The sequence below is a fragment of the Streptomyces sp. NPDC033165 genome, assembly GCF_055577965.1.
This window is the reverse complement of the sequence record NZ_JBVIPK010000003.1, coordinates 302,532-325,451: the sequence shown is the minus strand read 5'-3', so window position 1 is coordinate 325,451 and position 22,920 is coordinate 302,532. Positions and strand designations below refer to the sequence as shown.

Here is a 22,920-nt window from a genome sequence, read left to right as displayed (position 1 = left end):
AAGCCAGAAGCTTGACGGCGCATCCCCTGACGTGCTCAACTGGCTTAAGCCAGTAAGTGGCTCAAGCCAGTTGGGGCTGGCGCTTCTCGTGCTGCCCCACGCGATGAGGGAGACGCTCATGCCGTCCTTCAAGATCGATGTTTCGACCGCTGTCGTGTTCGTGGCGACGCCTCCGACGCCGAAGCTCGTGAGCAAGCAGACCGGTGAGATCGCGATCGACCGGGAGACCGGTGCCCCGCTCGCGACGGTGGGTCTGCTGGTCGCGGACGAGGGAGAGGGCAACCTCTACCAGGTGACCGTGCCGAACACGGGCGTCCCGGAGAACCTGGCCCCGGGCACCCCGGTCACGGTGGTCGGCCTCAAGGCCCGGGACTGGGAGAACACGTTCAACGGCCAGACCCGGCACGGGATCAGCTTCCGTGCGGTGGCTGTGACCCCGCTGGGGGCCTGATCATGTCGGACCTGTCCACGGTGATCGAGGTGGCGGGGGCCTTATCGGCTGCCGGTGGCCTCGGTTACGCGAAGGCCCGGTCTCCTCGGGTGTTCTGGTCGCTGGTCGGTGCTCCGGTCGCCCGGGTCCGGTTCTCGGTGACGTATCGGGCGACGATGGATGTGTGCGGGCTGACGGTCCAGCCGTCCCGCCTGCGGGCGTTCATGGTCCGCAACGTGGCCCGTCAGGAGGTCCAGCCGGTTCCCCCGCAGGTCCGCCGGGTCCGCTACTCCTCGACCGGGATGCGGGCGACGCTTCGCCTCCCGGCTGGTCTGGAGCCTGCCGACGTGTCCGCCGCCTCCGAACGGCTCCGCCACGCCTGGGGCGTCCACTCCGTCCATGTGGTGGAGGTGAAGCCCGGGTTCGTGGAACTGAGGATGACCGGCTACGACGTGCTGCGCCGGGTGAAGATGCCCCGCCGCCTGCCTCGCAACACCACCGCCGGTCCGCTGGTCGTGCCGGTGGCGCTGCGCGAGGACGGTACGGCGTTCGTCCGGGACTACCAGAAGGTCCCGCACGCCCTGACGGTCGGCGCGAACCAGTCGGGCAAGTCGATGTATCAGCGCAACCTCATCTCCGGCCTCGCCAAGCTCCCCGTCGGCCTGGTCGGCATCGACTGCAAACGGGGAGTCGAACAGCGCGGCTACGCACCCCGCCTCTCCGCCCTCGCGATCACCCCGGACGAGGCTGACGGCCTGCTGGAAGCCCTCGTGGGCGAGATGGAAGACCGCTTCGACCTCCTCAGCAGCCACGGTGTCTCGGACCTGTGGGGCCTGCCTGCGAAGGTGCGCCCGGTGCCCTTGTTTGTCCTGGTCGATGAGGTCGCGGAGCTGTTCCTCGTGGCTGCGAAGAAGGATGAGGAGCGGCGGGACCGGATGGTGATGCGGATGATCCGGCTCGCGCAGATGGCCCGCGCGGTCGGGATCTTCCTGGAGGTCTGTGGGCAGCGCTTCGGCTCCGACCTCGGCAAGGGAGCTACCGCCCTGCGGGCTCAGCTCACCGGGCGTGTGGTGCACCGGGTCAACGACAAGCAGACCGCCGAAATGGCGCTCGGGGACATCGCCCCCGAAGCGGTCTTCGCCGCCACCACCATCCCGCCGGACCGTCCCGGTGTCGCGGTGGCCGGGGACTCCTCCGGCGGCTGGTCCCGCATCCGCACCCCCGCCATGACCCCGGCCGAAGCCGTCGCGGTCTGCGCCGAGTTCGCGCACCTCACCCCGCACCTTGCCGCTCTGGCACTCTTCCGGCCGGCCGTCTCCGCCGCCCCGGCCCCGGGCTCCCCGCTCCTCAAGCCCCGCCCGGCAACCAGCTAACACTCCACCCTGCACCGCCAGTTGGCGTGACTGTCTCGCGCCAGGTCCCTACCCCGCCCATGTCTGGAACCGGAAGGAACCACCGCCATGGCCACCCGTCGGACCACCACCAAGCCCCCGAAGAACACCCAGCCCGCGTCGGTTGTCTGCTCGCCGTGTGACGGGTCCGGGATGGTCGCCGCCACGGTCCGCGTCGGACGCAAGCGCCGCCCGGTCGGACAGCAGGACGGCATCTGCCTCAACTGCCTCGGCTCCGGCACCGCTCCCGACGCCTGACCACCCCACGCCCCGGTGCCCGGCGGCGGCCCCTGTTCCCCGCCCGGCACCGGCCACCCCTCGAAAGGAGGTGAACCCCTATGTCCCGCATTCGTATCGACGCCGTACTCATCCAGGCCGTGATTGCCGGTGCCCTGTCCTTCGCGCACCTGCACGATCTGGCGGAGGCGGCTGGGCAGGACGGCTGGAAAGCCTGGGCCTACCCCGTCAGCGTCGACCTCCTGCTGGTCGCGGCCTGGCGTCGCATGCGTGCCACCGCCGACAACCGGGCCGCCTGGGCGTGGTTCGTCATCGCCCTGGCCGCGTCCCTCGGCGCAAACGTCGCCACCGCCGGACTCCTCGACCTCAACGACGTCCCGGCCTGGTTGCGCATCCTCGTCGCCGGCTGGCCCGCCCTCGCCTTCCTCGGCGGCACCCTCCTCGTCCACGCTCCGACCACCGCGCCCGCCGAACCGGACCCCGCGCCGGCTGCCGCGCCGCTGGCTGCTCCGGCCGCTGAGCCGGTCCCGGACGTGACGGTGGAACGGGCTCCCGACCCGGCTCCGGAACTCCCGCCGGCACCGGCCGCCGACCCCGCCCCGGTGCCTGTTCCGGCTCCTGCCCCGGCGGCTGTTCCGCCGGCGCTGCTCGACCACGCCCGGAAGCTCTCCGACGCCCACCACGCCACGACCGGTGCCCGGATCGACTCGGCCACCCTGCGCGCCCGCCTCGGCGTCCCCGCACCCCTCGCTGACGCCATTACCGCCCAACTCGCCTAATCCATAAGGAGGTTCCTGCGATGCCGCGTCCGAATCGCTTCACGAACGTGGTCCGCTTCGGTCCCGTTCAGGTCGGCACCTACTACGACGGCCGGGGCCGCACCAAGCACGTCGCCGCCTGCACCGCCCCCCGCTGCGACTTCTCCGCCGACTACCACGGCCGCGCCGCCGCCGAACTCGCCGCCCGCACCCACCGCTGCAACCCCTGACAGGAGGCCCCACCCGTGTTCACCCCGAAGATCCCGCCCCCGGACACCGCACCCACACCCGGAACGTCCCTCGTCCCGCCGCTCACCGGCCTCGTGCACCCTCCGGCCTGCACCTGCCACCACACCCCGACCACCCCGGCCCCGGTTCCGGCTGCTCCGCCCGCTGGTCCGGCTGTTCGGTTCACCCCGGGCTCGCTGCTCGTCGCCGCCGCCGGCGGGACCGCCGTGGTCTTGGTCGTCGGGACGGTCCTGGTCTCGATGCTGCTGGCGACCGCGATCACCGCCGCCTCGGTCGCCGTGTGCGCCGTGGTCCTGCGCTCGCTGCTCAACCGCCCGAACAACCGCTGACAGCCCCCGGGGCGGCTTCCACCGCCAAGTTTCCGCCGCCCCGGGCGCCCACCACTTCCAGATCCAACGGACCCGAAAGGGAGATCCCATCATGCCCCAGCACACCCTGCCCCGGCCGATCTGCGGCCACTGCGACGGCTTCCCCACCGTCACTATCACCACCGGCCAGACCACCCCCGACGGACAGCGCCAGACCATCGCCGCGAACTGCCCCGCCTGCCAGGGCACCGGCCACACCTCCACCGCTCGCGCCCACACCCGGGTCGGGGCGTGAGCGCCATGGCCGACCTGACCCCCACCCCGGACCGCCCTGGCCTCCACGTCAGCAAGCCGTCCCCGAACGCCCCGGCTACCGGCTCGGCCGTCTGCCACTGCGGGGCCACCGCCACCGCGACGGGCGACAGCCAGGTCAAGGCCCTGGTCGAGGGCTACACCGCGAACCATGGCCCGGCCCACCGCAACGGGGGTGGACGCCGATGAGTACCGCTCCCGCTCACGTGCTGGACCTGTTCGCCGGTCCCGGCGGCTGGTCCCAGGGATTACGCGCCCTGGGTGTCCGGGACATCGGGCTGGAGATCGACGCAGCCGCCTGTGCCACCCGCCGGGCGGCCGGGCACCTCACGATCCGGACCGATGTCGCCGCCTACCCCACCGCGCCGCTGGCCGGGAAGGTTGCCGGGCTGATCGGGTCGGCCCCGTGCCAGCCGTTCAGCGCGGCGGGTCTCGGTGCCGGACATGACGACATGGACCTGTGCCACCAGGCCCTGGACGACCTCGCCCGTGGAAGGGACACCCGCCATCTCCTCCGGGTCAGGTGCTCGGACCCCCGATCGCTCCTGGTCGCCGAACCCCTGCGCTACGCACTGGACCTCCACCCGGAATGGGTCGCCCTGGAGGAAGTCCCGGCGGCCCTGCCCCTCTTCCGCCACACCGCCGCACTCCTGCGGACCGCCGGATACTCGACCTGGGCCGGAATCCTCAACGCGGCCGACTACGGAGTCCCCCAGACCCGCCGCCGCGCCTTCCTCCTGGCCTCCCGCCACCACACCGTCACCCCGCCCGAAGCCACCCACGCCCGCTCCGCCGAACCCGAAAGCCTCTTCGGCCCTGGACGGCTGCCCTGGGTCTCGATGGCCGATGCCCTCGGCTGGGGAGCAACTGACCGTACCGCCCCCACCGTCACCGCCGGCGGCGGCAAAAGCGGCGGCGCCGAACCCTTCCCCACCGCAGCCCGCAACGCACTCCTGGCCGAGCAGGAACGGGGCGCGTGGGCCCTGCGCAACGGCAACCAGCCCAACGCCACCGTCCGGGGCATCCACGAGCCCGCCCCGACCGTCGCCTTCGGCCACAACTCCGCCCGCATCACCTGGACACGCAGCCACCCCGACACACCCGAATCCGTACGGATCACGGTCACCGAAGCCGCCGCACTCCAGAGCTTCCCGCCCGGCTACCCCTTCCAGGGCACCAGGACCAAGCAGTTCGAGCAGGTCGGCAACGCGGTTCCCCCGCTCCTGGCCACCACCGTCCTCACCAGCGTGCTCACCCCCGCCGCCCTGGAGGTGGCCGCATGAGTGACACCGCCACCATGGCGGGCCTGGACCCGGCTACCCTCACCGACCTGCTGAGGGTGGCCGGGTCTCCCGGCTTCGACCGCCTCACCGAACAACTCCGCCGCACCGGCGGCTGCTCCCAGCCCATCCACCTCACCGGCGCCACCAAGACCATCGACCGGGCAACCGGCACCCTGCTGCACCACTACTCCACGGACACCGAACCGGGTGGGCGCCTCCGGATCGCCTGTGGCAACCGCCGTGCCTCCCGCTGCCCCGCCTGCGCCTGGACCTACGCAGGCGACACCTACCACCTCATCCGCGCCGGCCTCACCGGCGACCCCGACAAGGGCACCCCGACCACGATCAGGGATCACCCCCGGGTCTTTGCCACGCTGACGGCCCCGTCGTTCGGCCCGGTCCACAACCGGCCCGGCAACCGCACCTGCCGCTGCGGCACCCGGCACACCGAGGACGCCCCGGAGCTGGGCACGCCGCTCGACCCGGACACCTACGACTATGCGGGGGCGGTGCTGTGGAACAACCACGCCTCCGACCTCTGGCGCTACTTCACGATCTACCTCCGCCGCGAAATCGCCCGCCGCGCCGGGCTTACCCAGAAAGCCGCCCGCGAACAGTCCAAGGTGTCCTTCGGGAAGGTCGCGGAGTACCAGAAGCGCGGAGCCGTGCACTTCCACGCGGTGATCCGCTTCGACGGACCCGAAGGCCCCGACACCCCACCCCCGGCCTGGGCCACCCTCGACCTCCTGGACGACGCAATCCGCGCCGCCGCCGCACGCGTCGAAGTGGCTGTGCCGGCCGTTCCGGAAGCCGGGATCAACGACGGCTGGACGCTGCGGTGGGGCACACAGCTCGACGTGCAGCCGATCGGCGCATTCGGCAACGGCGAAGACCTCACCGAACAAGCCGTCGCCTCCTACGTCGCCAAGTACGCCACCAAAGCCGCCGAGACGACCGGGACCGTCGACCACCGGGTCGGCAACAAGGAAGCCCTGGTGCTGCTCGACGTGCCCGAGCATCCCCGGCGGCTGATCGAGGCGTGCCTCGACCTGCATCACGCCTACCCGGAACGCAAGCTCCGCGACTGGGCCCACATGCTCGGCTTCCGCGGCCACTTCTCCACCAAATCCCGCGCCTACTCCACCACCCTCGGCGCCCTTCGCCAGGTCCGCGCCGACTACCGCGCCGCCGAACAACGCGCCGCCCTCGGCCTCCCCGACCCCGACGACCACCCGGAAGCCACCACGCTCACGCTCGCGCACTGGGCCTACGCCGGACACGGCCACACCCCCGGCGAATCCTGGCTCGCCGCCAACATCCACCGCGACATCCAGCACAACCGCGAAACCGCCCGCGAACACCGTGCCGAACTCGAAGAGACAGGGGAATGCTGATCATGACGAACAGGCTGCTGACCGTTGAGCAGGTTGCCGAACTGCTCGGCACGACCGCTCGGTTCCCGCGCCGGCTTATCGCGGAGAGGCGCATTGAGTACGTGAAGGTGGGCCGTCACGTCCGGATCGCGGAGCATGTGGTGGAGGCGTTCGTGGCCGCCCACACGGTCACGCCCGCGCGTCGTCTGCGGGGTGTCGCCTGATGGCGGGCAAGAAGCGGCAGTTCGGCCGCGTGCGCAAGCTCCCCTCGGGTCGGTACCAGGCTCGCTACCTGGGCCCGGACGGCATCGACCGCCCGGCGCCCGAGACGTTCCGGACCAAGCGGGACGCTGATGACTGGCTTGCCGACCGGCAGAGTGAGGTTCGGTCAGGGGACTGGCGCGACCCTGACGCCGGCAAGGTGAACTTCGGTGATTACGCCCTCCGGTGGGTGGAGGAGCGTGGCCTCGCAGCGACGACGGACGAGCTGTACCGCCGCCTGCTCCGGCTGCACCTCCTGCCGACCTTCGACGGGGTCGACCTCGACAAGATCACGCCGCCCGGCGTCCGGACCTGGCGTACCGAGAGGCTGAAAGCGACGGAGGCACCGACAACGGTGGCCAAGTCGTACCGGCTCCTCAAGGCGATCATGGAGACCGCCGTGGACGACGAGCTGATCCGTCGCAACCCGTGCCGGATCAAGGGCGCGGGCAAGGAGTCGGCGGAGGAACGCCCCACGGCCACCGTCCCCCAGGTCGATGCCCTGGCCGACGCGATGGGTCCCCGGTGGCGGCTGATGGTCTACATCGCCGCGTACGGACCGGCCCGGCCCGAGGAACAGGCGGCGATGCGTCGCCCGGACGTGGACCTGGAGAGCGTTGGCGTCTGGGTTCGTACGGCTGAACCTGAGCTGACCACGGGCCGCCGCGCTCCGGGAGACACCAAGTCGGCGGCCGGTCGGCGGTTCCTCGTGCTGCCGGCGTTCATGGCGACCGATCTGGAGCGCCATCTCGACTGGTACGCGGAGAAGGCGCCGGACGGGTTGCTGTTCGTGGGGGAGAGGGGCAAGCCGTTCCGCCGCTCCACCTTCGGCCGGAAATGGCGCAAGGCGCGGGCCAGGGTCGGCCTGCCGGAGAACTTCCGCTTCTACGACCTCCGGCACACCGGGCACACCCTCTCGACCCGGTCCGGGGCGACCCTCAAGGACACGATGGTGCGGGCCGGCCAGTCCACCGAGCGGGCCGCGCTGATCTACCAGCACTCCGACACCGAGCGGCAGAAGGAGGTGGCCGACGGCATCGACGCTCACGTGCGCGCCGCACGGCTCCGGGCACAGGAGGAGCAGGCCAAGCAGCGATCGGGCACGGAACGGGCACGCGACGCCTGAAGTGGTCCAGACAACAAACAAGGCCCGGGTCGATGACCTGGGCCTTAGTCGTGGAGCGGGTGACGAGAATCGAACTCGCGCTCTGAGCTTGGGAAGCTCATGTTCTACCATTAAACTACACCCGCGAAGCATGCCGATGATCACCGGCGCTGCACCGCTCAACACTCTACCCCATGTCAGGCCCCCGGCGGATGAGCCGTGGGGTCTCCTTCTCGTGTGCGCGGAGTGGGGAGCGGGGTGGACGAGGGTGTGGTGGGCGGGAGTTGGGGGCGTAGCGTGGGGGGTCGGAGTGCCGTGTGGGGCGGCGTCCTGTTCATCCCCTAATGTGGCCTTCTCGTCCATATGTGGTTGGGGAAGGGACTTGATGCAGTCGATGGAGCGCACCCTCGTCCGCTGTGCCGAAGGGCACGTTTTCGCTACCTCGTCGTTCCCGATGCAGCAGCTCGGGGCCGACCGGATCGGGCCGGGGCGGTTGATCCGGTGTCCTCGGTGTGCCCGGTTGCGGCAGGCGGTGCCGGTGGCCGTCGAGCGGCGGTAGGGGCGAGGGCGGGAAGAGGCGCGGAGCAGTGCGCGCGGGTGGTCCGGTTGGGGCGGGCTCGCGCGTTCTGCGTATCCTCGGGACGTGCTTCTCTCAGACAAGGACATCCGGGCCGAGATCGACGCCGGCCGAGTCCGTATTGATCCGTACGACCCTTCGATGGTGCAGCCGTCGAGCATCGACGTGCGGCTGGACCGCTACTTCCGGGTGTTCGAGAACCACCGGTACCCGCACATCGACCCGGCGGTGGAACAGCCTGATCTGACCCGCACCGTCGAGCCGGAGGGCGATGAGGCTTTCATCCTGCACCCGGGCGAGTTCGTGCTGGCGTCCACGTACGAGGTGATCTCGCTCCCCGACGATCTGGCCTCGCGGCTGGAGGGCAAGAGCTCGCTCGGGCGGCTCGGGCTGGTGACGCACTCGACGGCCGGGTTCATCGACCCCGGGTTCTCCGGTCACGTCACGCTGGAGCTGTCGAACCTCGCCACGCTGCCGATCAAGCTGTGGCCGGGTATGAAGATCGGGCAGCTGTGCATGTTCCGGCTGACCTCGCCCTCCGAGTTCCCGTACGGCTCCGAGCGGTACGAGTCGCGGTACCAGGGGCAGCGGGGGCCGACGGCCTCGCGGTCGTTCCAGAACTTCCATCGGACCCAGGTGTGATCAACCATGGCTAGTGACGTGCGGGAAAACCTTACTTACGAGGGCTTCGGGCGGGCCGTGCGCGAGCTGGCGCAGGCCGTCGCCGACGACGGCTACGAGCCCGACGTCGTGCTCAGCATCGCGCGCGGCGGGGTCTTCGTCGCGGGCGGGCTCGCCTACGCGCTGGACTGCAAGAACATCCACCTGGTGAACGTGGAGTTCTACACCGGGGTGGGGACCACCTTGGAGATGCCCGTCATGCTGGCGCCCGTGCCCAATGCGATCGACTTCTCCCAGAAGAAGGTTCTGATCGCGGACGACGTCGCCGACACCGGCAAGACGCTCAAGCTCGTCCACGACTTCTGCGTCGAGCACGTCGCCGAGGTGCGCAGCGCCGTCATCTACGAGAAGTCCCACTCCCTCGTGAAGTGCGAGTACGTGTGGAAGAAGACCGATGAATGGATCAACTTCCCGTGGAGTGTGGAGAAGCCCGTCGTCCGGCGGGACGGACAGGTCCTCGACGCTTAGCGCCTGTCCCTGAGCCTGTTCCGCGCACGCGGCACGAAGAGGCCCCCGGAGCGCCGCGCGCTTCGGGGGCCCTCTCGCGTCGTTGCTCAGATCGTGCCCAGCTTGATGATCGACAGCAGCGCGATCAGCTGGATCGCCGACGCCCCCAGCGCCTTCGGCCACGGCAGGTCGTGCGACTTGCTCACCATCGACGTGAACAGCGCCCCGGCCGCCAGCCAGGTCAGCCAGCCCAGGATCTGGACCAGGGCGTTCTCGCCGCCCAGGAAGACGGCGAAGAGCAGGCGCGGCGCGTCCGTGATCGACATGATCAGCATCGACAGGCCCACCGTCGGCTGCCACGCGCCCGTGCCGCCCAGCTGGCGGGCCAGGGTGTGGGTCACCGCGCCGAGGACCAGGCCGCCGATGACGAAGCCGACGCCGGTGAAGATGACGTACGGGACGGCCGTCGAGATCGTCGCGTTGATCGCCTCGTCGCGCGCCTGGTCGAAGCCGAACAGCGCGAGCAGGCCGTAGAGGAACGTGACGACCAGCGCCGGGCCCCAGACCGGGTAGTCCCGCATCTGCCAGAACGTCGGGCCGGGGCGCGTCACGATGCCGGTCAGCAGTTCCTTCCAGCGCAGGCGCGGGCCCGCGGGCTGGGCGGGGGCGTGACCGGCGCGGTAGGTGTTGCCGTCGCCGTACGGGTCCTCGTCGACGCGGAACGCCTGTGTGTGGCCCGGGTTGTTGGCGTACGGGTCGTGGGGGGCGGGGTCCGCGTACGGGTCGCCGAAGTACTCCGGCTCGTCGTGGCCGCCGTGCCCCTGTCCGTGGTGCCCATGCCCGTGCCCCTGTCCGTATCCGGCCCGGCCCCGCGGGGCGTAGCCGCCGCCGTCGTCGTACGGGGCGCCCTGCGGGGCTCCGTACGGCGGTGGCGCCGAGCCGTTGCCCGGGCCTCCTGCCGTCGGCCACGGCTGAGCTCCGTACGGCGGCTGCGGTGCCTGCCCTCCGTACGGCTGCTGCCGCTGCTGCTGCGGTTGTTGCGGGGTGCGGTTGTCCCGGCCGCGTCCGATCCTGAATCCAGCCACCCGTCGAACGTACCTGGTCGTCGGGGGCGGGGAGCGGGGGCCCGGGGAACCCGTCCGCCATTGCGGCCCAGCTGTGACATCCCCTAGGGGCCGCCGGGAAGCAGGGGGAGGGGGTGTCAGGGGGAGTTCAGGGGAGGAACAGCGCCGTGGAGAAGGTGACCAGGGGGCCCTTCGTGTTACCCGCCGGGTAGAGGGCGATCAGGTCCTGCCGCTCGCCCCGGTACGTCCGCACCACCGTGTCCGTCCTCCTGTCGCCGTCGTAGTCGCCGTGCGCCAGGAGCGTGGTGCGGGTGCCTGTGGTGCCCGTGGTGCCCGTGGTGTTCAGGGGGGTCTTGGGGAGTTTCTCCGCCGCGAACGTGTACGCGCCGCCCGGGCGCACCGGGCCCTTCGCCGAGCCGAGGAGCAGGGTGCCCTGGTCCGCCCGGCCGGGGGTGTGCGGGCGGGTGGTGGCGACGAGGTCGTCGTAGCCGTCCCCGTCGGTGTCCCGCCTGGGCTCGGGGGCGTAGAGGTACGGGCCGCCGTCCGGCAGCAGTTCCGCGCTGCGCGGGGCCCCGGTGCGGGCGAACGGGCCGTGCAGGAAGGTGACCTGGCCGGCGCTGGCGGTGACCGCGAGGTCGGTCCGGCCGTCCCCGTCGAAGTCGCCGCACACCGGCAGCTCGGGCCACTCGTTGCCGAACCTCGCCTGCTGCGGGATGCGCAGGGTGACCGCCTTGCCGGTGAGGCCCTCGGGCGATCCGAAGAGGAGCTGGAGGGGTACGGGCGGGGCGCCGATGCCGTTGTACGGGGGGTCGGTGGAGACGATCAGGTCTGTGAAGCCGTCCTGGTCCAGGTCGCAGGCCGCCTCGGAGTCGAACGCGGCGGGCAGGGCGTCGCCGGACTTCGCCGCGTTCGCGCGGGCGCTCAGCAGCTGGCGGGCGGCCGGGTCCAGGGGGCGGTCGTCGGTGCCGTAGACGATGCCGATGCCCGCGTCGTCGCCGTGGCTGTCCTCGGGGGCCTTCACCAGGTCGTCGATGACCAGGTCGCGGTGGCCGTCGCCGTTGAAGTCGTACGGGACGCGGCTGCCGGTGCCGCGGGGGACGGGGATGCGGGGGGTGCCCGCCCGGGCTTGCGCCTGGGCCTGGGCTTGTGGCGGGGTGTCGCCGTTCTTGGCGCCGGACGGGGTGCCGGCCGTGGACGCGCCTGCGCAGGCCGTGAGCGTCAGCAGCAGGGCCGTGCAGCCCGCGGTGAGGGCGGCGGTGGTGGTCCTGGTCGTGGCCGTCGCCATGGCCTTCGCCTTCGGGGGCGTGAGGTGCGTGATGCGTCTGCGCACGGGAGGCCTCGTCCGTCGTCGTCCGGTGGTGCGGGTGCTTCCGGCGCGGGCCCGAGCTCTGGGGGCGCGGCGGATCGTCCGGGGCACATGATGCTCCAGATACGTCGTCGCGTACATGTCCGGACTCACATGCGGCGGTCGTCACGTCCCGGGCGTCCCCGGTACGTGCGGTCTCCGGGCACGGAGAAGCGGCCGGTCCTGCCCCCGAGGCAGGTCCGGCCGCTCATCACGCCGATGCGTTACGTCACTTTGCCGGTTCGGGCTCCGGTGCGTCCACCTGGTCCGGGTCGCCGGTCGGGTCGGTGGGGGTCTTCACGGACTCCAGGAGGAGCTGGGAGACGTCCACGACCTGGATGGACTCCTTGGCCTGGCCGTCGTTCTTCTTGCCGTTGACGGAGTCGGTGAGCATGACGAGGCAGAACGGGCAGGCGGTGGAGACGATGTCCGGGTTGAGGGCGAGGGCTTCGTCGACGCGCTCGGTGTTGATGCGCTTGCCGATGCGTTCCTCCATCCACATCCGGGCGCCGCCGGCGCCGCAGCAGAAGCCGCGTTCCTTGTGGCGGTGCATCTCCTCGTTCCGCAGGCCCGGGACCTTCGCGATGATCTCGCGCGGCGGGGTGTAGATCTTGTTGTGCCGGCCCAGGTAGCACGGGTCGTGGTACGTGATGAGGCCCTCGACCGGGGTCACGGGGATCAGCTTGCCCTCGTCGATGAGGTGCTGGAGCAGCTGGGTGTGGTGGATGACCTCGTACTCGCCGCCGAGCTGCGGGTACTCGTTGGCGATGGTGTTGAAGCAGTGCGGGCAGGTCGCGACGATCTTCTTCGACGACTTGGGCTTCTTCGTCGTCTCGTCTTCATCGTCCTCGCCGTACGCCATGTTCAGCATCGCGACGTTCTCCTGGCCGAGCTGCTGGAACAGCGGTTCGTTGCCCAGGCGGCGGGCGGAGTCACCGGTGCACTTCTCGTCGCCGCCCATGATCGCGAACTTGACGCCCGCGATGTGGAGGAGTTCGGCGAAGGCCTTGGTGGTCTTCTTGGCGCGGTCCTCCAGGGCGCCGGCGCAGCCGACCCAGTAGAGGTAGTCGACCTCGGTGAGGTCTTCGACGTCCTTGCCGACGATGGGGACCTCGAAGTCGACTTCCTTGGTCCACTCGACGCGGGCCTTCTTGGCCAGGCCCCAGGGGTTGCCCTTCTTCTCCAGGTTCTTGAGCATCGTGCCCGCCTCGGAGGGGAACGCGGACTCGATCATGACCTGGTAGCGGCGCATGTCGACGATGTGGTCGATGTGCTCGATGTCGACGGGGCACTGCTCGACGCAGGCGCCGCAGGTGGTGCAGGACCACAGGACGTCGGGGTCGATGACGCCGTTCTCCTCGGCGGTGCCGATCAGCGGGCGTTCGGCCTCGGCGAGGGCGGCCGCGGGGACGTCCCTGAGCTGCTCCTCGGTGGCTTTCTCGTTGCCTTCCATGTCCTTGCCGCCGCCTGCCAGGAGGTAGGGGGCTTTGGCGTGCGCGTGGTCGCGCAGCGACATGATGAGGAGTTTGGGGGAGAGGGGCTTGCCGGTGTTCCAGGCGGGGCACTGGGACTGGCAGCGGCCGCACTCGGTGCAGGTGGAGAAGTCGAGGATGCCCTTCCAGGAGAACTGCTCGACCTGGGAGACGCCGAAGGTGTCGTCCTCGCCCGGGTCCTCGAAGTCGATCTCCTTGCCGCCCGAGGTCATCGGCAGCAGCGCGCCGAGCGCGACATCGCCGTCCGCGTTCCGCTTGAACCAGATGTTCGGGAACCCGAGGAACCGGTGCCAGGCCACACCCATGTTCGTGTTCAGCGAGATGGTGATCGCCCAGATCATCGTCGTACCGAGCTTGATCATCGCGAACAGGTAGACCAGGTTCTGGAGCGTTCCGACGCTCAGCCCCTTGAAGGCCAGGACCAGGGGGTACGAGGCGAAGTACGCGGGGTCGTAGCTGTCGACGTGGTGGAGGGCGCCCTCCAGGCCGCGCAGCGCCATGATGGCGGTGCCGATGACGAGGATGACGATCTCGACGAAGTACGCCTGGCCCATCTTGGAGCCCGTGAAGCGCGACTTGCGGCCCGCCCGCGAGGGGAGGTTCAGCTGGCGGATCGCGATCAGCACGATGATGCCGAGGGTCGTGCCGAGCGCGATGAACTCGATGTAGAGCTCGTACGGGAGGAAGCCGCCGATGACCGGCAGCACCCAGTCCGCCTTGAACAGCTGGCCGTACGCCGTGACGATCGTCAGGCCCAGCGTCAGGAAGCCGACGGCGACGAACCAGTGGGCGACGCCCACGACGCCCCAGCGGTTCATCCGCGTGTGGCCGACGAACTCCTTGATCAGGGTGATCGTCCGCTGCTTGGGGTCGTCGGTGCGGCTGCCTGCCGGTACTGCCTGTCCCAGACGGACGAAGCGGTAGATCTGCACGATGGCTCGGGTGATGAGCGCAACGCCGACGACCGTCAGCACCAGCGACACGATGATCGCGGCGAGTTGCATGAGTAGGGCTCCTCGGGCCTGCGAGAGCGGGATCCAGTTACGTACGTGCTACTGCCCACTACTACTAAGCAGTAACTTATTTGGTCTGTGCTGACACTATCCACTTAGTCCACCCCGCTGTAGCCGGGCGGGCGGTGATCTGTGTCGCTCAGGTGTGCCTTGGTTGCGCCTTGGGCTGTGCCCCGGGTGCTGCGGGCGGTGTCCCGGGTGGCGTCTCGGTCGGGCGGGCCTCCCGGAGGGTCGTCCGCAGGGTGTTGCGTACGGCCTCCGTCAGGATCGCCAGGTCGAGTACTACTCCATGGTGCTCTGCGTAGTGCTGGTCCAGCAGGGCGGGGTCGTCCCACGGCATGCCCGAGCGGGCGCGCACCTGGGCCAGGCCGGTCAGCCCCGGCCGCAGCTCCTGCCGCCACTGCCGGGCTCCGGGGTGCGCGGACCGGGGGTCGCCCGGGGCCAGCGGGGCGGGGCCGACGAGGGCGAGGTCGCCCCGTACGACGTGGGGGAGCCGGGAGAGCGCGTCCAGCCGGAGCCGTCGGGTGCGCAGGCTGCGGAGCTCGAAGACCCTGCCGTCCAGACCGGTCCGGGGGCTGCGGTCCCAGGCGCCGCCCGGGGTGCGCCGGGCGGTCAGGATGAAGGCGCCGACGGCTACGGCGGGGGCGGTCAGGACCAGCAGGGCGGTGCCGAGGACCAGGTCCAGCAGCCGTTCGGCCGTCGTGCGGGGGGTGAGGCGGTCCGCCAGGCGTTCCGCCCGGTCCAGGAGGCCGGTCAGGCGGGCGGCGGGGCGCGAGGGGAAGTGGCCGCGCGCTGTTGCCGGGTTCGAGCGGGTGGCGGCGGGAGGGGCGGCGGGGCCGGTGGCGGGTGTGCGGGGTGCGGCCGGTGGCGGGGCGGTCGGTGGCGGTGCGGCTTCCGCGGGGCGGGGCTGTGGTGGCACCGGTGCCTGTGTGCGTACGGGGTTCTGCCCCTGCCTCCTGCGCTTCTCCTTCCGCTTCTCCTTCTGCCTGTTCTGTCGTACGCGCCGCTTCCTCGCGTTCTGCATCGCGCCCACCCGGGGTTCGAGGTTCGATGGTGTGACGATCCACGGTGAAACCTACCGGTCGGGGACGGTTGTGACCGTCTCGCGGCGTTTTGTGACAGAACGATCCCACGGCGGGGCGGTGGGGTGCGGGGTGTGCGAGGGGTGTGGCGTACGCGGGTGTGTCCGTGGGGCGGGAGCGGGGGCGATGTGTGGTCCGGATAAGCACTTAAGTTGAGCCCGACCGACTCAGGTCTGTTGACTAGGGGGCGGGTGTCATGCATTCTTGAGTCAGATCCACTCAAGTAGTCAGTTGGAGGAATTGAAATGGCACGTGCGGTCGGCATCGACCTGGGCACGACTAACTCCGTCGTCAGCGTTCTCGAAGGCGGCGAGCCCACCGTCATCACCAACGCCGAAGGCGCCAGGACCACGCCGTCCGTCGTCGCCTTCGCCAAGAACGGCGAGGTGCTCGTCGGCGAGGTCGCCAAGCGCCAGGCGGTCACCAACGTCGACAGGACCATCCGCTCCGTCAAGCGCCACATGGGCACTGACTGGAAGATCGACCTGGACGGCAAGAGCTTCAACCCGCAGCAGATGAGCGCCTTCATCCTGCAGAAGCTGAAGCGCGACGCCGAGTCGTACCTGGGCGAGAAGGTGACCGACGCGGTCATCACCGTCCCGGCGTACTTCAACGACTCCGAGCGTCAGGCGACCAAGGAGGCCGGTGAGATCGCGGGCCTCAACGTCCTGCGCATCGTCAACGAGCCGACCGCCGCCGCCCTGGCGTACGGCCTGGACAAGGACGACCAGACGATCCTCGTCTTCGACCTCGGTGGCGGCACCTTCGACGTGTCCCTCCTGGAGATCGGTGACGGCGTCGTCGAGGTGAAGGCCACCAACGGTGACAACCACCTCGGTGGTGACGACTGGGACCAGCGCGTCGTCGACTACCTGGTGAAGCAGTTCGCCAACGGGCACGGCGTGGACCTGTCCAAGGACAAGATGGCTCTCCAGCGTCTCCGTGAGGCCGCGGAGAAGGCGAAGATCGAGCTCTCGTCCTCGACCGAGACCACGATCAACCTGCCCTACATCACGGCGTCCGCCGAGGGCCCGCTGCACCTGGACGAGAAGCTCACGCGCTCGCAGTTCCAGCAGCTGACCTCGGACCTCCTGGACCGCTGCAAGACCCCGTTCCACAACGTCATCAAGGACGCGGGCATCCAGCTCTCCGAGATCGACCACGTCGTTCTCGTCGGTGGCTCCACCCGTATGCCCGCCGTCGCCGAGCTCGTCAAGGAGCTGACCGGCGGCCAGGAGGCGAACAAGGGTGTGAACCCGGACGAGGTCGTCGCCATCGGCGCCTCGCTCCAGGCCGGTGTCCTCAAGGGCGAGGTCAAGGACGTCCTGCTCCTCGACGTCACCCCGCTCTCCCTCGGCATCGAGACCAAGGGAGGGATCATGACCAAGCTCATCGAGCGCAACACCACGATCCCGACCAAGCGTTCCGAGATCTTCACGACGGCCGAGGACAACCAGCCCTCCGTGCAGATCCAGGTCTACCAGGGCGAGCGCGAGATCGCGGCGTACAACAAGAAGCTCGGCATGTTCGAGCTGACCGGTCTGCCGCCGGCCCCGCGCGGTGTGCCGCAGATCGAGGTCGCCTTCGACATCGACGCCAACGGCATCATGCACGTCGCTGCCAAGGACCTCGGCACCGGCAAGGAGCAGAAGATGACCGTCACCGGTGGCTCCTCGCTGCCGAAGGACGAGGTCAACCGGATGCGCGAAGAGGCCGAGAAGTACGCCGAGGAGGACCACGCCCGCCGCGAGGCCGCCGAGTCCCGCAACCAGGGCGAGCAGCTCGTCTACCAGACGGAGAAGTTCCTCAAGGACAACGAGGACAAGGTCCCCGGTGACGTGAAGACGGAGGTGGAGACCGCTGTCGGCGAGCTGAAGGAGAAGCTCAAGGGCGAGGACACCGCCGAGATCCGTACGGCCACCGAGAAGGTCGCCGCTGTCTCCCAGAAGCTGGGCCAGGCGATGTACGCCAACGCCCAGGCCGAGGGCGCGGCCCCGGGTGCCGGGGCCCCGGGCGACGGCCAGGCCAAGGCCGCCGACGACGACGTCGTCGACGCCGAGATCGTGGACGACGAGAAGGACACCAAGGACACCAAGGGCGGTGCGGCGTGACCGAGGAGACTCCGGGCTTCGAGGAGAAGCCCGACGTCCCCTCCGGCGCCACCCCTGATGACGCCGAGCCGAAGGCCGCCGCTCCCTCCGAGGAGGAGGCGGCGGCCCCGGCCGGGGACACCGACCAGACCGTCGGCCTGACCGCACAGCTGGACCAGGTCCGTACGGCGCTCGGCGAGCGCACCGCGGACCTCCAGCGGCTCCAGGCCGAGTACCAGAACTACCGCCGCCGTGTGGAGCGGGACCGGGTCACGGTCAAGGAGATCGCCGTCGCGAACCTCCTGTCCGAGCTCCTGCCCGTGCTCGACGACGTCGGCCGCGCACGGGAGCACGGCGAGCTGCTCGGCGGCTTCAAGTCGGTCGCCGAATCGCTGGAGACGGTCGTCGCGAAGCTGGGCCTCCAGCAGTTCGGCAAGGAGGGCGAGCCCTTCGACCCGACGATCCACGAGGCTCTGATGCACAGCTACGCGCCGGACGTCACCGAGACGACCTGCGTGGCGATCCTTCAGCCGGGGTATCGCATCGGCGAGCGCACCATCCGCCCCGCGCGGGTGGCCGTCGCCGAGCCGCAGCCGGGTGCCACGCCCGCCGCGGCCAAGGAAGAGAAGACAGACGACGAGGAGAGCGGTGGCACCGAGGAGGTCTGACGGCAACGCGTCTGACCACCAGGGTGCACACCGACCGGCCCGGCGGCCGGCCCACGGGCCGGCCGCGCGGCCGATCGTCCGGAAGGAGGGACGTCGATGAGCACGAAGGACTTCGTCGAGAAGGACTACTACAAGGTCCTCGGCGTCCCCAAGGACGCCACCGACGCCGAGATCAAGAAGGCGTACCGCAAGCTCGCCCGGGAGAACCACCCCGACGCCAACAAGGGTGACGCCAAGGCGGAGGAGCGCTTCAAGGAGATCTCCGAGGCGAACGACGTCCTCGGCGACGCCAAGCGGCGCAAGGAGTACGACGAGGCGCGCGCCCTCTTCGGCAACGGTGGCTTCCGCGCCGGTCCCGGTGGTGCCGGCGGCAACTTCAACTTCGACCTGGGCGACCTCTTCGGCGGGGGCGCACCGGGCGGCGGACAGGGCGGCGCGGGCGGCGGCTTCGGCGGCGGGGGCGGTCTCGGCGACGTCTTCGGCGGGCTGTTCAACCGCGGCGGCACGGGCAGCCGTGTCCAACCGCGGCGCGGCCAGGACGTCGAGTCCGAGGTGACGCTCAGCTTCACCGAGGCGGTCGACGGGGCCACGGTCCCGCTGCGGATGTCCAGCCAGGCGCCCTGCAAGGCGTGTTCCGGCACCGGTGACAAGAACGGCACCCCCAGGGTCTGCCCGACCTGCGTCGGCACCGGCCAGGTCTCGCGCGGCAGCGGCGGCGGCTTCTCGCTCACCGACCCCTGTGTGGACTGCAAGGGCCGGGGCCTCATCGCCCAGGACCCCTGCGAGGTCTGCAAGGGCAGCGGCCGGGCGAAGTCGGCCCGCACCATGCAGGTCAGGATTCCGGCGGGCGTCTCCGACGGCCAGCGGATCCGGCTGCGCGGCAAGGGCGGTCCGGGTGAGCGCGGCGGCCCGGCGGGCGATCTGTACGTCGTCGTGCACGTCGGCGCCCACCCGGTCTTCGGCCGCAAGGGCGACAATCTCACGGTCACCGTGCCCGTCACGTACCCGGAGGCGACGCTCGGCGGCGAGGTCAAGGTCCCCACCCTCGGCGGCCCGCCGGTCACCCTGAAGCTTCCCGCGGGCACCCCCAACGGGCGTACGATGCGCGCCCGGGGCAAGGGCGCGGTGCGCAAGGACGGCACCCGCGGCGACCTCCTGGTCACCGTGGAGGTCGCGGTCCCCACCTCCCTCGGCCAGGAGGCCAGGGACGCGCTGGAGGCCTACCGGAAGGCGACCGCGGACGAGGACCCGCGGGCGGAACTGTTCCAGGCCGCGAAGGGAGCTTGAGATGGACGGCCGTCGACGCAATCCGTACCAGCTGACCGATGAATCGCCGGTGTACGTGATCTCGGTGGCGGCCCAGCTCTCGGGCCTGCACCCGCAGACACTGCGACAGTACGACCGCCTCGGCCTGGTCTCCCCGGACCGTACGGCCGGGCGCGGCCGGCGCTACTCGGCCCGCGACATCGAGCTGCTGCGCACGGTGCAGCAGCTGTCGCAGGACGAGGGCATCAACCTCGCGGGCATCAAGCGGATCATCGAGCTGGAGAACCAGGTGGCCGCGCTCCAGCAGCGCGTCGCCGAGCTCTCGGCGGCGGTGGACGGCGCGGCGGTCGCCATGCAGCAGCGCGAGGCCCAGGTGCACGCCTCGTACCGCCGTGATCTGGTGCCGTACCAGGACGTTCAGCAGACCAGCGCGCTGGTGGTCTGGCGGCCCAAGCCGAAGCGGTCCGCGGAGTAGGGCGGCGGGGCGCGGAGGGGTACACACGACGACGGCCGGGCCGGGAGAACACCAGGTGTTCTCCCGGCCCGGCCGTCGTCGTGTGTCCGCGGCGTCGCACGGCTGGCACCAAGTGGCCGGGCGCATGCAGCAAGTTGACAGTGATCGCCGCCTGGTCCGGCCCGCCCCGCTGGCAAGCTGACATACGTCGGCGGACGAGGCCGGCGAGACACGTGACGCAGTGAGTACGGGGAGGAAGAGAATGGGTGTCTACGCGTTCACCGGGAGGATGGTCGGTGCGGGGGGACTGCTCCTGGCGCTGGTCGTCGGAGCGGCCGCCGCGCCGGCGCACGCGAGCGCCGGAGCCGGGACGGTCGCCGCGTCCGGGACCGCCGCGCCGCTGTTGACCGGGACCGGGGGCAGTGCCGGGGTCGGTACGGGCTCGGAGGCGGCTTCCGAGGCGGCTTCCGAGGCGGTGTCGGACGTGGTGTCGAGGGTCACCTCGGCGGCCTCCCGAGTGCTCTGCGGCGCACCGCTGCCGAAGCCGGTCGGACCGTTCATGGGCAAGGTGAAGTGCGTCAACGGCTGGCAGTAGAGGACCCGGTGGAGATCACGGTGGTCCGTGTCTCCACCGACGCCGCGCCCGCCGGCACCGCGGTGCTCCGGCTCATCGGGATGCTGCCCGCGCACTGGGACTGCGGCCAGCGCATCGAGGAGGACCGGATCACCGTCCTGGTGCGCGGCGGCGTGCGGGACGCGCGGCAACGGTGCGCCGAGGCACTGCGGGACCGGGCCCTGGCGGGGTGGGTGCTGGAGGGGGGCGGGTAGTGCCTCTCCCGTCTCAGATCCAGCCCTTCTCGCGAGCCAGCAGGGCAGCGTGCGGGCGGCTGGTCGCGTCCAGGATGCGGAGCACGTCGGCGACATGGCGGCGGTACGTCCGTACCGAGATGTCCAGGTTCCGTGCGCCCGTCTCGTCCTTGGCGACCCGGCACATCTCCTCCATGACGCGCTGCTCCATCTCGGACAGCACGCCCGAGGGCGCGGGGTGGGTGTCGATCAGGGCGGAGAGGTCCGTGGACTCGGTCCAGATCTTCTCGAACAGGGCCAGGATGTTGGAGACCAGCCCGGCCTGCTGGGTGACCAGCGCGCCGCGCGAAGTGTCCGAGGGATCGACGGGCACCAGGGCCGTACGGCGGTCGTACACGAGGATCCGCTCGGACAGCTTGTCCGCGGCCCGGATCGACGCGCCCTGCGCGGTGAGTTCGCGGAGGTAGGCCACGGTGGGCGGGTGGTCGAGCGCTTCCCGCAGCACCACGCTGCGGATCTGCACGCCCCGGCGCAGGCACCGGGTGTCCAACGGGCGGGCGTGCGCGATGTTCTCGGGGGTGAGTGCTGTGTACGGCTCGACGGAGAGGATCTCCTGGCGGGCGAAGAAGGCCAGGTCGTCGATCCGGTCGCGGATCTGGCGGAGCACTTCGAGCCGCTCCACGCCCTGCGTGGCGAGGGGCCGGGCCTGCTGTTCGGCGGTCAGCTCGGCGACCAGATGCCGGGACCTGGTGACCTGGTGGAGCTGTTCGTGCAGCTCGCGCAGCCGTATCTCCGTGAGCCGGTCGACAGCGGTCTCCGGATCGGCCGCCGAGACGCCGCCGTGCCCGTCGGTCCGCAGCAGGCCCAGCTCGGCCAGCCGGGCGAGGGCCTTCTCCACCTCTTCGAGCGGGCTGTGGAGGAGGACGCCGATGTCCTCGGTGCTGGTGCCCGGATTACGTAGGAAGTGCCGGTAGGCGCGTTCCTCCGTGGTGTTGAGACCGAGTATGGACAGGCTTCCGTCGTTCACTGCTGCCGCCCCCCGCGTGCCACACGACAACCGACGGCGCTGCCGCATCGGTCAAATGCCGCGCAACCGTCGAACTGATGAGGGAGAGGGTAATGCAAAGGTAAAGCAGCAGGTAGTCCCTGCCGGCCGGGTGGCGGGCGCGGGACGGGGGACAGTGGACGAGCAAAGGATGGAGACTGCTGTGACGACGATGGCTGACGAACGGATGACGGTCGGCGAACGGATGACTGCCGGTGGGCGGATGGCTGCCGACGGGCGGGCGATGGCCGGCGGGCGGCAGGCGATGGACTTCGCCGCGCTCACCGAACGCGAGCTGGAAGTGCTCGTGCTGCTGGCGAGCGGCGAGCAGAACCGCTGGCTGGCCCGGAGACTCGGCATCACGGAACGTACGGTTCGGGCCCACACGTCGAGCATCGTGCGCAAGCTGAACCTGAAGTCGCGGTTCGAGGCCGCGATCGTGTCGTACCTGCATGCCGAGGACATCAGGAGGGCTGCGTCCGTGGCCTGACGCCGTGGCCTGACGCCGTGGCCTGACGCCGCGATCCGACGCCGCGACATGTGCGCACGTCGAGGCGCGCAAGCCGAAGTCCCCTGCCGGAAGTCTTGCTTCCGGCAGGGGACTTCGGTCGTTCACGGGCCCGCCCCTACGGCAGGGCCGCGCTGATCGCGTCCACCGCCATCATCCACATCGGCTGACCGCCCGTGCCGAACGCCGCCGACAGCGCGTAGCCGATGGCCGCGTCGAGGGGTTCGGGGGTGCCGGCGTCCTCCTGCCACTCGGCTATCACCCGGCGGTCGCCGTCCGAGGAGAAGTCCCCGAGGTGCTTGCCGTCGCGGGTCAGCCGGCTGAACGGGATCGAGTTCGGGACGAGCCGGTAGTGGATGCCCGCGTGACGGACGTCGACCCGGTACGTCTGCCGCCGGAGCTTCCCCTTGCCGGGCTTGATCGTCGCGGCCTCGCCGTCCACCGTGATCGTGAGGTGCCGGGGGTCGCGGGTGCCGATGACGATGTGGTCGTCGACCTCCGCCTCGGGGGCGCGGACGAGGGTGATGGTGGGAATCCGCTCGCCGCTGACGACGAGCTTCTCCCGCTTTTCGCCGAGGAGTTCGACGGAGATCTCCCCGTAGTGGTCGTCCTCGGTCGAGGCGGGCAGGGGGAGGGGGGTGGTGTCGGTCATCTGGATCCTTGAATCCTTCGA

Annotated in this window: 27 protein-coding genes and 1 tRNA gene; 21 read left to right on the top strand and 7 right to left on the bottom strand. The window is 70.5% G+C overall.

Features of this window, described 5'->3' with window-relative positions:
* Positions 1-118 precede the first annotated feature (118 nt).
* The 12 genes from ACZ5WC_RS09270 to ACZ5WC_RS09215 all read left to right on the top strand — a co-directional run bounded on the left by ACZ5WC_RS09270 (position 119) and on the right by ACZ5WC_RS09215 (position 7,728).
* Positions 119-451, top strand: coding sequence for an SCO3933 family regulatory protein (locus ACZ5WC_RS09270; RefSeq protein WP_007452857.1), 333 nt, complete (start codon positions 119-121; stop codon positions 449-451).
* Positions 452-453: 2 nt separating this feature from the next.
* On the top strand, positions 454-1,803 hold the full coding sequence (locus ACZ5WC_RS09265) for an FtsK/SpoIIIE domain-containing protein (RefSeq protein ID WP_468540218.1): 1,350 nt from the start codon (positions 454-456) through the stop codon (positions 1,801-1,803).
* An 87-nt stretch (positions 1,804-1,890) separates the two neighbouring features.
* Complete coding sequence (locus tag ACZ5WC_RS09260) at positions 1,891-2,079, top strand: hypothetical protein (RefSeq protein ID WP_468540217.1); 189 nt, start codon at positions 1,891-1,893, stop codon at positions 2,077-2,079.
* An 80-nt stretch (positions 2,080-2,159) separates the two neighbouring features.
* Positions 2,160-2,837, top strand: a complete 678-nt coding sequence (locus ACZ5WC_RS09255; RefSeq protein ID WP_468540216.1) for a DUF2637 domain-containing protein — start codon at positions 2,160-2,162, stop codon at positions 2,835-2,837.
* 20 nt (positions 2,838-2,857) lie between these two features.
* Positions 2,858-3,046, top strand: a complete 189-nt coding sequence (locus ACZ5WC_RS09250) for a mobile element transfer protein (RefSeq protein WP_030295435.1) — start codon at positions 2,858-2,860, stop codon at positions 3,044-3,046.
* 15 nt (positions 3,047-3,061) lie between these two features.
* Positions 3,062-3,394: a SpdD protein gene (locus ACZ5WC_RS09245; RefSeq protein ID WP_468540215.1), complete on the top strand. Its 333-nt coding sequence runs from the start codon at positions 3,062-3,064 to the stop codon at positions 3,392-3,394.
* 91 nt (positions 3,395-3,485) lie between these two features.
* Positions 3,486-3,668: a hypothetical protein gene (locus tag ACZ5WC_RS09240; RefSeq protein ID WP_468540214.1), complete on the top strand. Its 183-nt coding sequence runs from the start codon at positions 3,486-3,488 to the stop codon at positions 3,666-3,668.
* Between the two features lie 5 nt (positions 3,669-3,673).
* Entirely contained in the window at positions 3,674-3,874 is a 201-nt protein-coding gene (locus tag ACZ5WC_RS09235; RefSeq protein ID WP_030295431.1) for a hypothetical protein, read from the top strand.
* Positions 3,871-4,968: a DNA cytosine methyltransferase gene (locus ACZ5WC_RS09230; protein ID WP_468540213.1), complete on the top strand. Its 1,098-nt coding sequence runs from the start codon at positions 3,871-3,873 to the stop codon at positions 4,966-4,968. The genes ACZ5WC_RS09235 and ACZ5WC_RS09230 overlap by 4 nt, the downstream gene beginning before the upstream one ends.
* The gene (gene repSA, locus ACZ5WC_RS09225; RefSeq protein ID WP_468540212.1) at positions 4,965-6,362 is read left to right on the top strand and encodes a replication initiator protein RepSA; all 1,398 of its coding nucleotides are present in this window, start codon (positions 4,965-4,967) and stop codon (positions 6,360-6,362) included. Before ACZ5WC_RS09230 ends, repSA begins: the two co-directional genes overlap by 4 nt.
* A gap of 2 nt (positions 6,363-6,364) precedes the next feature.
* Positions 6,365-6,565, top strand: a complete 201-nt coding sequence (locus ACZ5WC_RS09220; RefSeq protein ID WP_030701141.1) for an excisionase family DNA-binding protein — start codon at positions 6,365-6,367, stop codon at positions 6,563-6,565.
* Entirely contained in the window at positions 6,565-7,728 is a 1,164-nt protein-coding gene (locus ACZ5WC_RS09215) for a tyrosine-type recombinase/integrase (RefSeq protein ID WP_468540211.1), read from the top strand. The genes ACZ5WC_RS09220 and ACZ5WC_RS09215 overlap by 1 nt, the downstream gene beginning before the upstream one ends.
* A 51-nt stretch (positions 7,729-7,779) precedes the next feature.
* Here the strand turns inward: ACZ5WC_RS09215 and ACZ5WC_RS09210 are convergent.
* Positions 7,780-7,853: transfer RNA gene (locus ACZ5WC_RS09210), tRNA-Gly, on the bottom strand.
* Between the two features lie 497 nt (positions 7,854-8,350).
* Here ACZ5WC_RS09210 and dcd point away from each other — a divergent pair.
* Both dcd and ACZ5WC_RS09200 read left to right on the top strand, forming a co-directional pair.
* Positions 8,351-8,926, top strand: coding sequence for a dCTP deaminase (gene dcd, locus ACZ5WC_RS09205; RefSeq protein ID WP_096630676.1), 576 nt, complete (start codon positions 8,351-8,353; stop codon positions 8,924-8,926).
* A 6-nt stretch (positions 8,927-8,932) separates the two neighbouring features.
* The gene (locus tag ACZ5WC_RS09200) at positions 8,933-9,433 is read left to right on the top strand and encodes a phosphoribosyltransferase (RefSeq protein WP_468540210.1); all 501 of its coding nucleotides are present in this window, start codon (positions 8,933-8,935) and stop codon (positions 9,431-9,433) included.
* Positions 9,434-9,519: 86 nt separating this feature from the next.
* On the opposite strand, the gene ACZ5WC_RS09195 is transcribed toward ACZ5WC_RS09200, so the two are convergent.
* The 4 genes from ACZ5WC_RS09195 to ACZ5WC_RS09180 form a co-directional block, all read right to left on the bottom strand.
* Positions 9,520-10,497, bottom strand: a complete 978-nt coding sequence (locus ACZ5WC_RS09195) for a Yip1 family protein (protein WP_468540209.1) — start codon at positions 10,495-10,497, stop codon at positions 9,520-9,522.
* 127 nt (positions 10,498-10,624) lie between these two features.
* Entirely contained in the window at positions 10,625-11,806 is a 1,182-nt protein-coding gene (locus ACZ5WC_RS09190) for an FG-GAP repeat domain-containing protein (RefSeq protein ID WP_468540208.1), read from the bottom strand.
* Positions 11,807-12,050: 244 nt separating this feature from the next.
* Positions 12,051-14,318 (bottom strand): heterodisulfide reductase-related iron-sulfur binding cluster, encoded by a 2,268-nt coding sequence (locus tag ACZ5WC_RS09185; protein WP_468540207.1) that lies wholly within the window; start codon positions 14,316-14,318, stop codon positions 12,051-12,053.
* A gap of 148 nt (positions 14,319-14,466) precedes the next feature.
* Positions 14,467-15,351, bottom strand: a complete 885-nt coding sequence (locus tag ACZ5WC_RS09180) for a sugar transferase (protein WP_468540206.1) — start codon at positions 15,349-15,351, stop codon at positions 14,467-14,469.
* 303 nt (positions 15,352-15,654) lie between these two features.
* Between ACZ5WC_RS09180 and dnaK the strand changes: the two genes are divergently transcribed.
* The 6 genes from dnaK (at position 15,655) to ACZ5WC_RS09150 (ending at position 20,715) form a co-directional block, all read left to right on the top strand.
* Positions 15,655-17,520 (top strand): molecular chaperone DnaK, encoded by a 1,866-nt coding sequence (dnaK, locus tag ACZ5WC_RS09175; RefSeq protein ID WP_468540205.1) that lies wholly within the window; start codon positions 15,655-15,657, stop codon positions 17,518-17,520.
* Positions 17,517-18,167 carry a nucleotide exchange factor GrpE gene (gene grpE, locus ACZ5WC_RS09170; protein ID WP_096622698.1) on the top strand — a complete coding sequence of 217 codons (651 nt, stop codon included), beginning with the start codon at positions 17,517-17,519 and terminating at the stop codon, positions 18,165-18,167. The genes dnaK and grpE overlap by 4 nt, the downstream gene beginning before the upstream one ends.
* A 96-nt stretch (positions 18,168-18,263) precedes the next feature.
* Positions 18,264-19,454: a molecular chaperone DnaJ gene (dnaJ, locus tag ACZ5WC_RS09165; protein WP_096622700.1), complete on the top strand. Its 1,191-nt coding sequence runs from the start codon at positions 18,264-18,266 to the stop codon at positions 19,452-19,454.
* 1 nt (position 19,455) lies between these two features.
* Positions 19,456-19,908 (top strand): heat shock protein transcriptional repressor HspR, encoded by a 453-nt coding sequence (locus tag ACZ5WC_RS09160; RefSeq protein WP_096622702.1) that lies wholly within the window; start codon positions 19,456-19,458, stop codon positions 19,906-19,908.
* Between the two features lie 241 nt (positions 19,909-20,149).
* Entirely contained in the window at positions 20,150-20,482 is a 333-nt protein-coding gene (locus ACZ5WC_RS09155; protein ID WP_468540204.1) for a hypothetical protein, read from the top strand.
* A complete protein-coding gene (locus ACZ5WC_RS09150; protein WP_468540203.1) occupies positions 20,461-20,715 on the top strand; it encodes a hypothetical protein in 255 nt (84 codons plus the stop codon). Before ACZ5WC_RS09155 ends, ACZ5WC_RS09150 begins: the two co-directional genes overlap by 22 nt.
* A 13-nt stretch (positions 20,716-20,728) precedes the next feature.
* Here the strand turns inward: ACZ5WC_RS09150 and ACZ5WC_RS09145 are convergent, their stop codons facing one another.
* Complete coding sequence (locus tag ACZ5WC_RS09145; protein ID WP_468540202.1) at positions 20,729-21,721, bottom strand: helix-turn-helix transcriptional regulator; 993 nt, start codon at positions 21,719-21,721, stop codon at positions 20,729-20,731.
* Positions 21,722-21,911: 190 nt separating this feature from the next.
* Here ACZ5WC_RS09145 and ACZ5WC_RS09140 point away from each other — a divergent pair, with 190 nt between their 5' ends.
* On the top strand, positions 21,912-22,229 hold the full coding sequence (locus tag ACZ5WC_RS09140) for a helix-turn-helix domain-containing protein (RefSeq protein WP_468540538.1): 318 nt from the start codon (positions 21,912-21,914) through the stop codon (positions 22,227-22,229).
* 136 nt (positions 22,230-22,365) lie between these two features.
* Here the strand turns inward: ACZ5WC_RS09140 and ACZ5WC_RS09135 are convergent, their stop codons facing one another.
* The gene (locus ACZ5WC_RS09135; RefSeq protein ID WP_468540201.1) at positions 22,366-22,899 is read right to left on the bottom strand and encodes a hypothetical protein; all 534 of its coding nucleotides are present in this window, start codon (positions 22,897-22,899) and stop codon (positions 22,366-22,368) included.
* Positions 22,900-22,920: the final 21 nt, after the last annotated feature.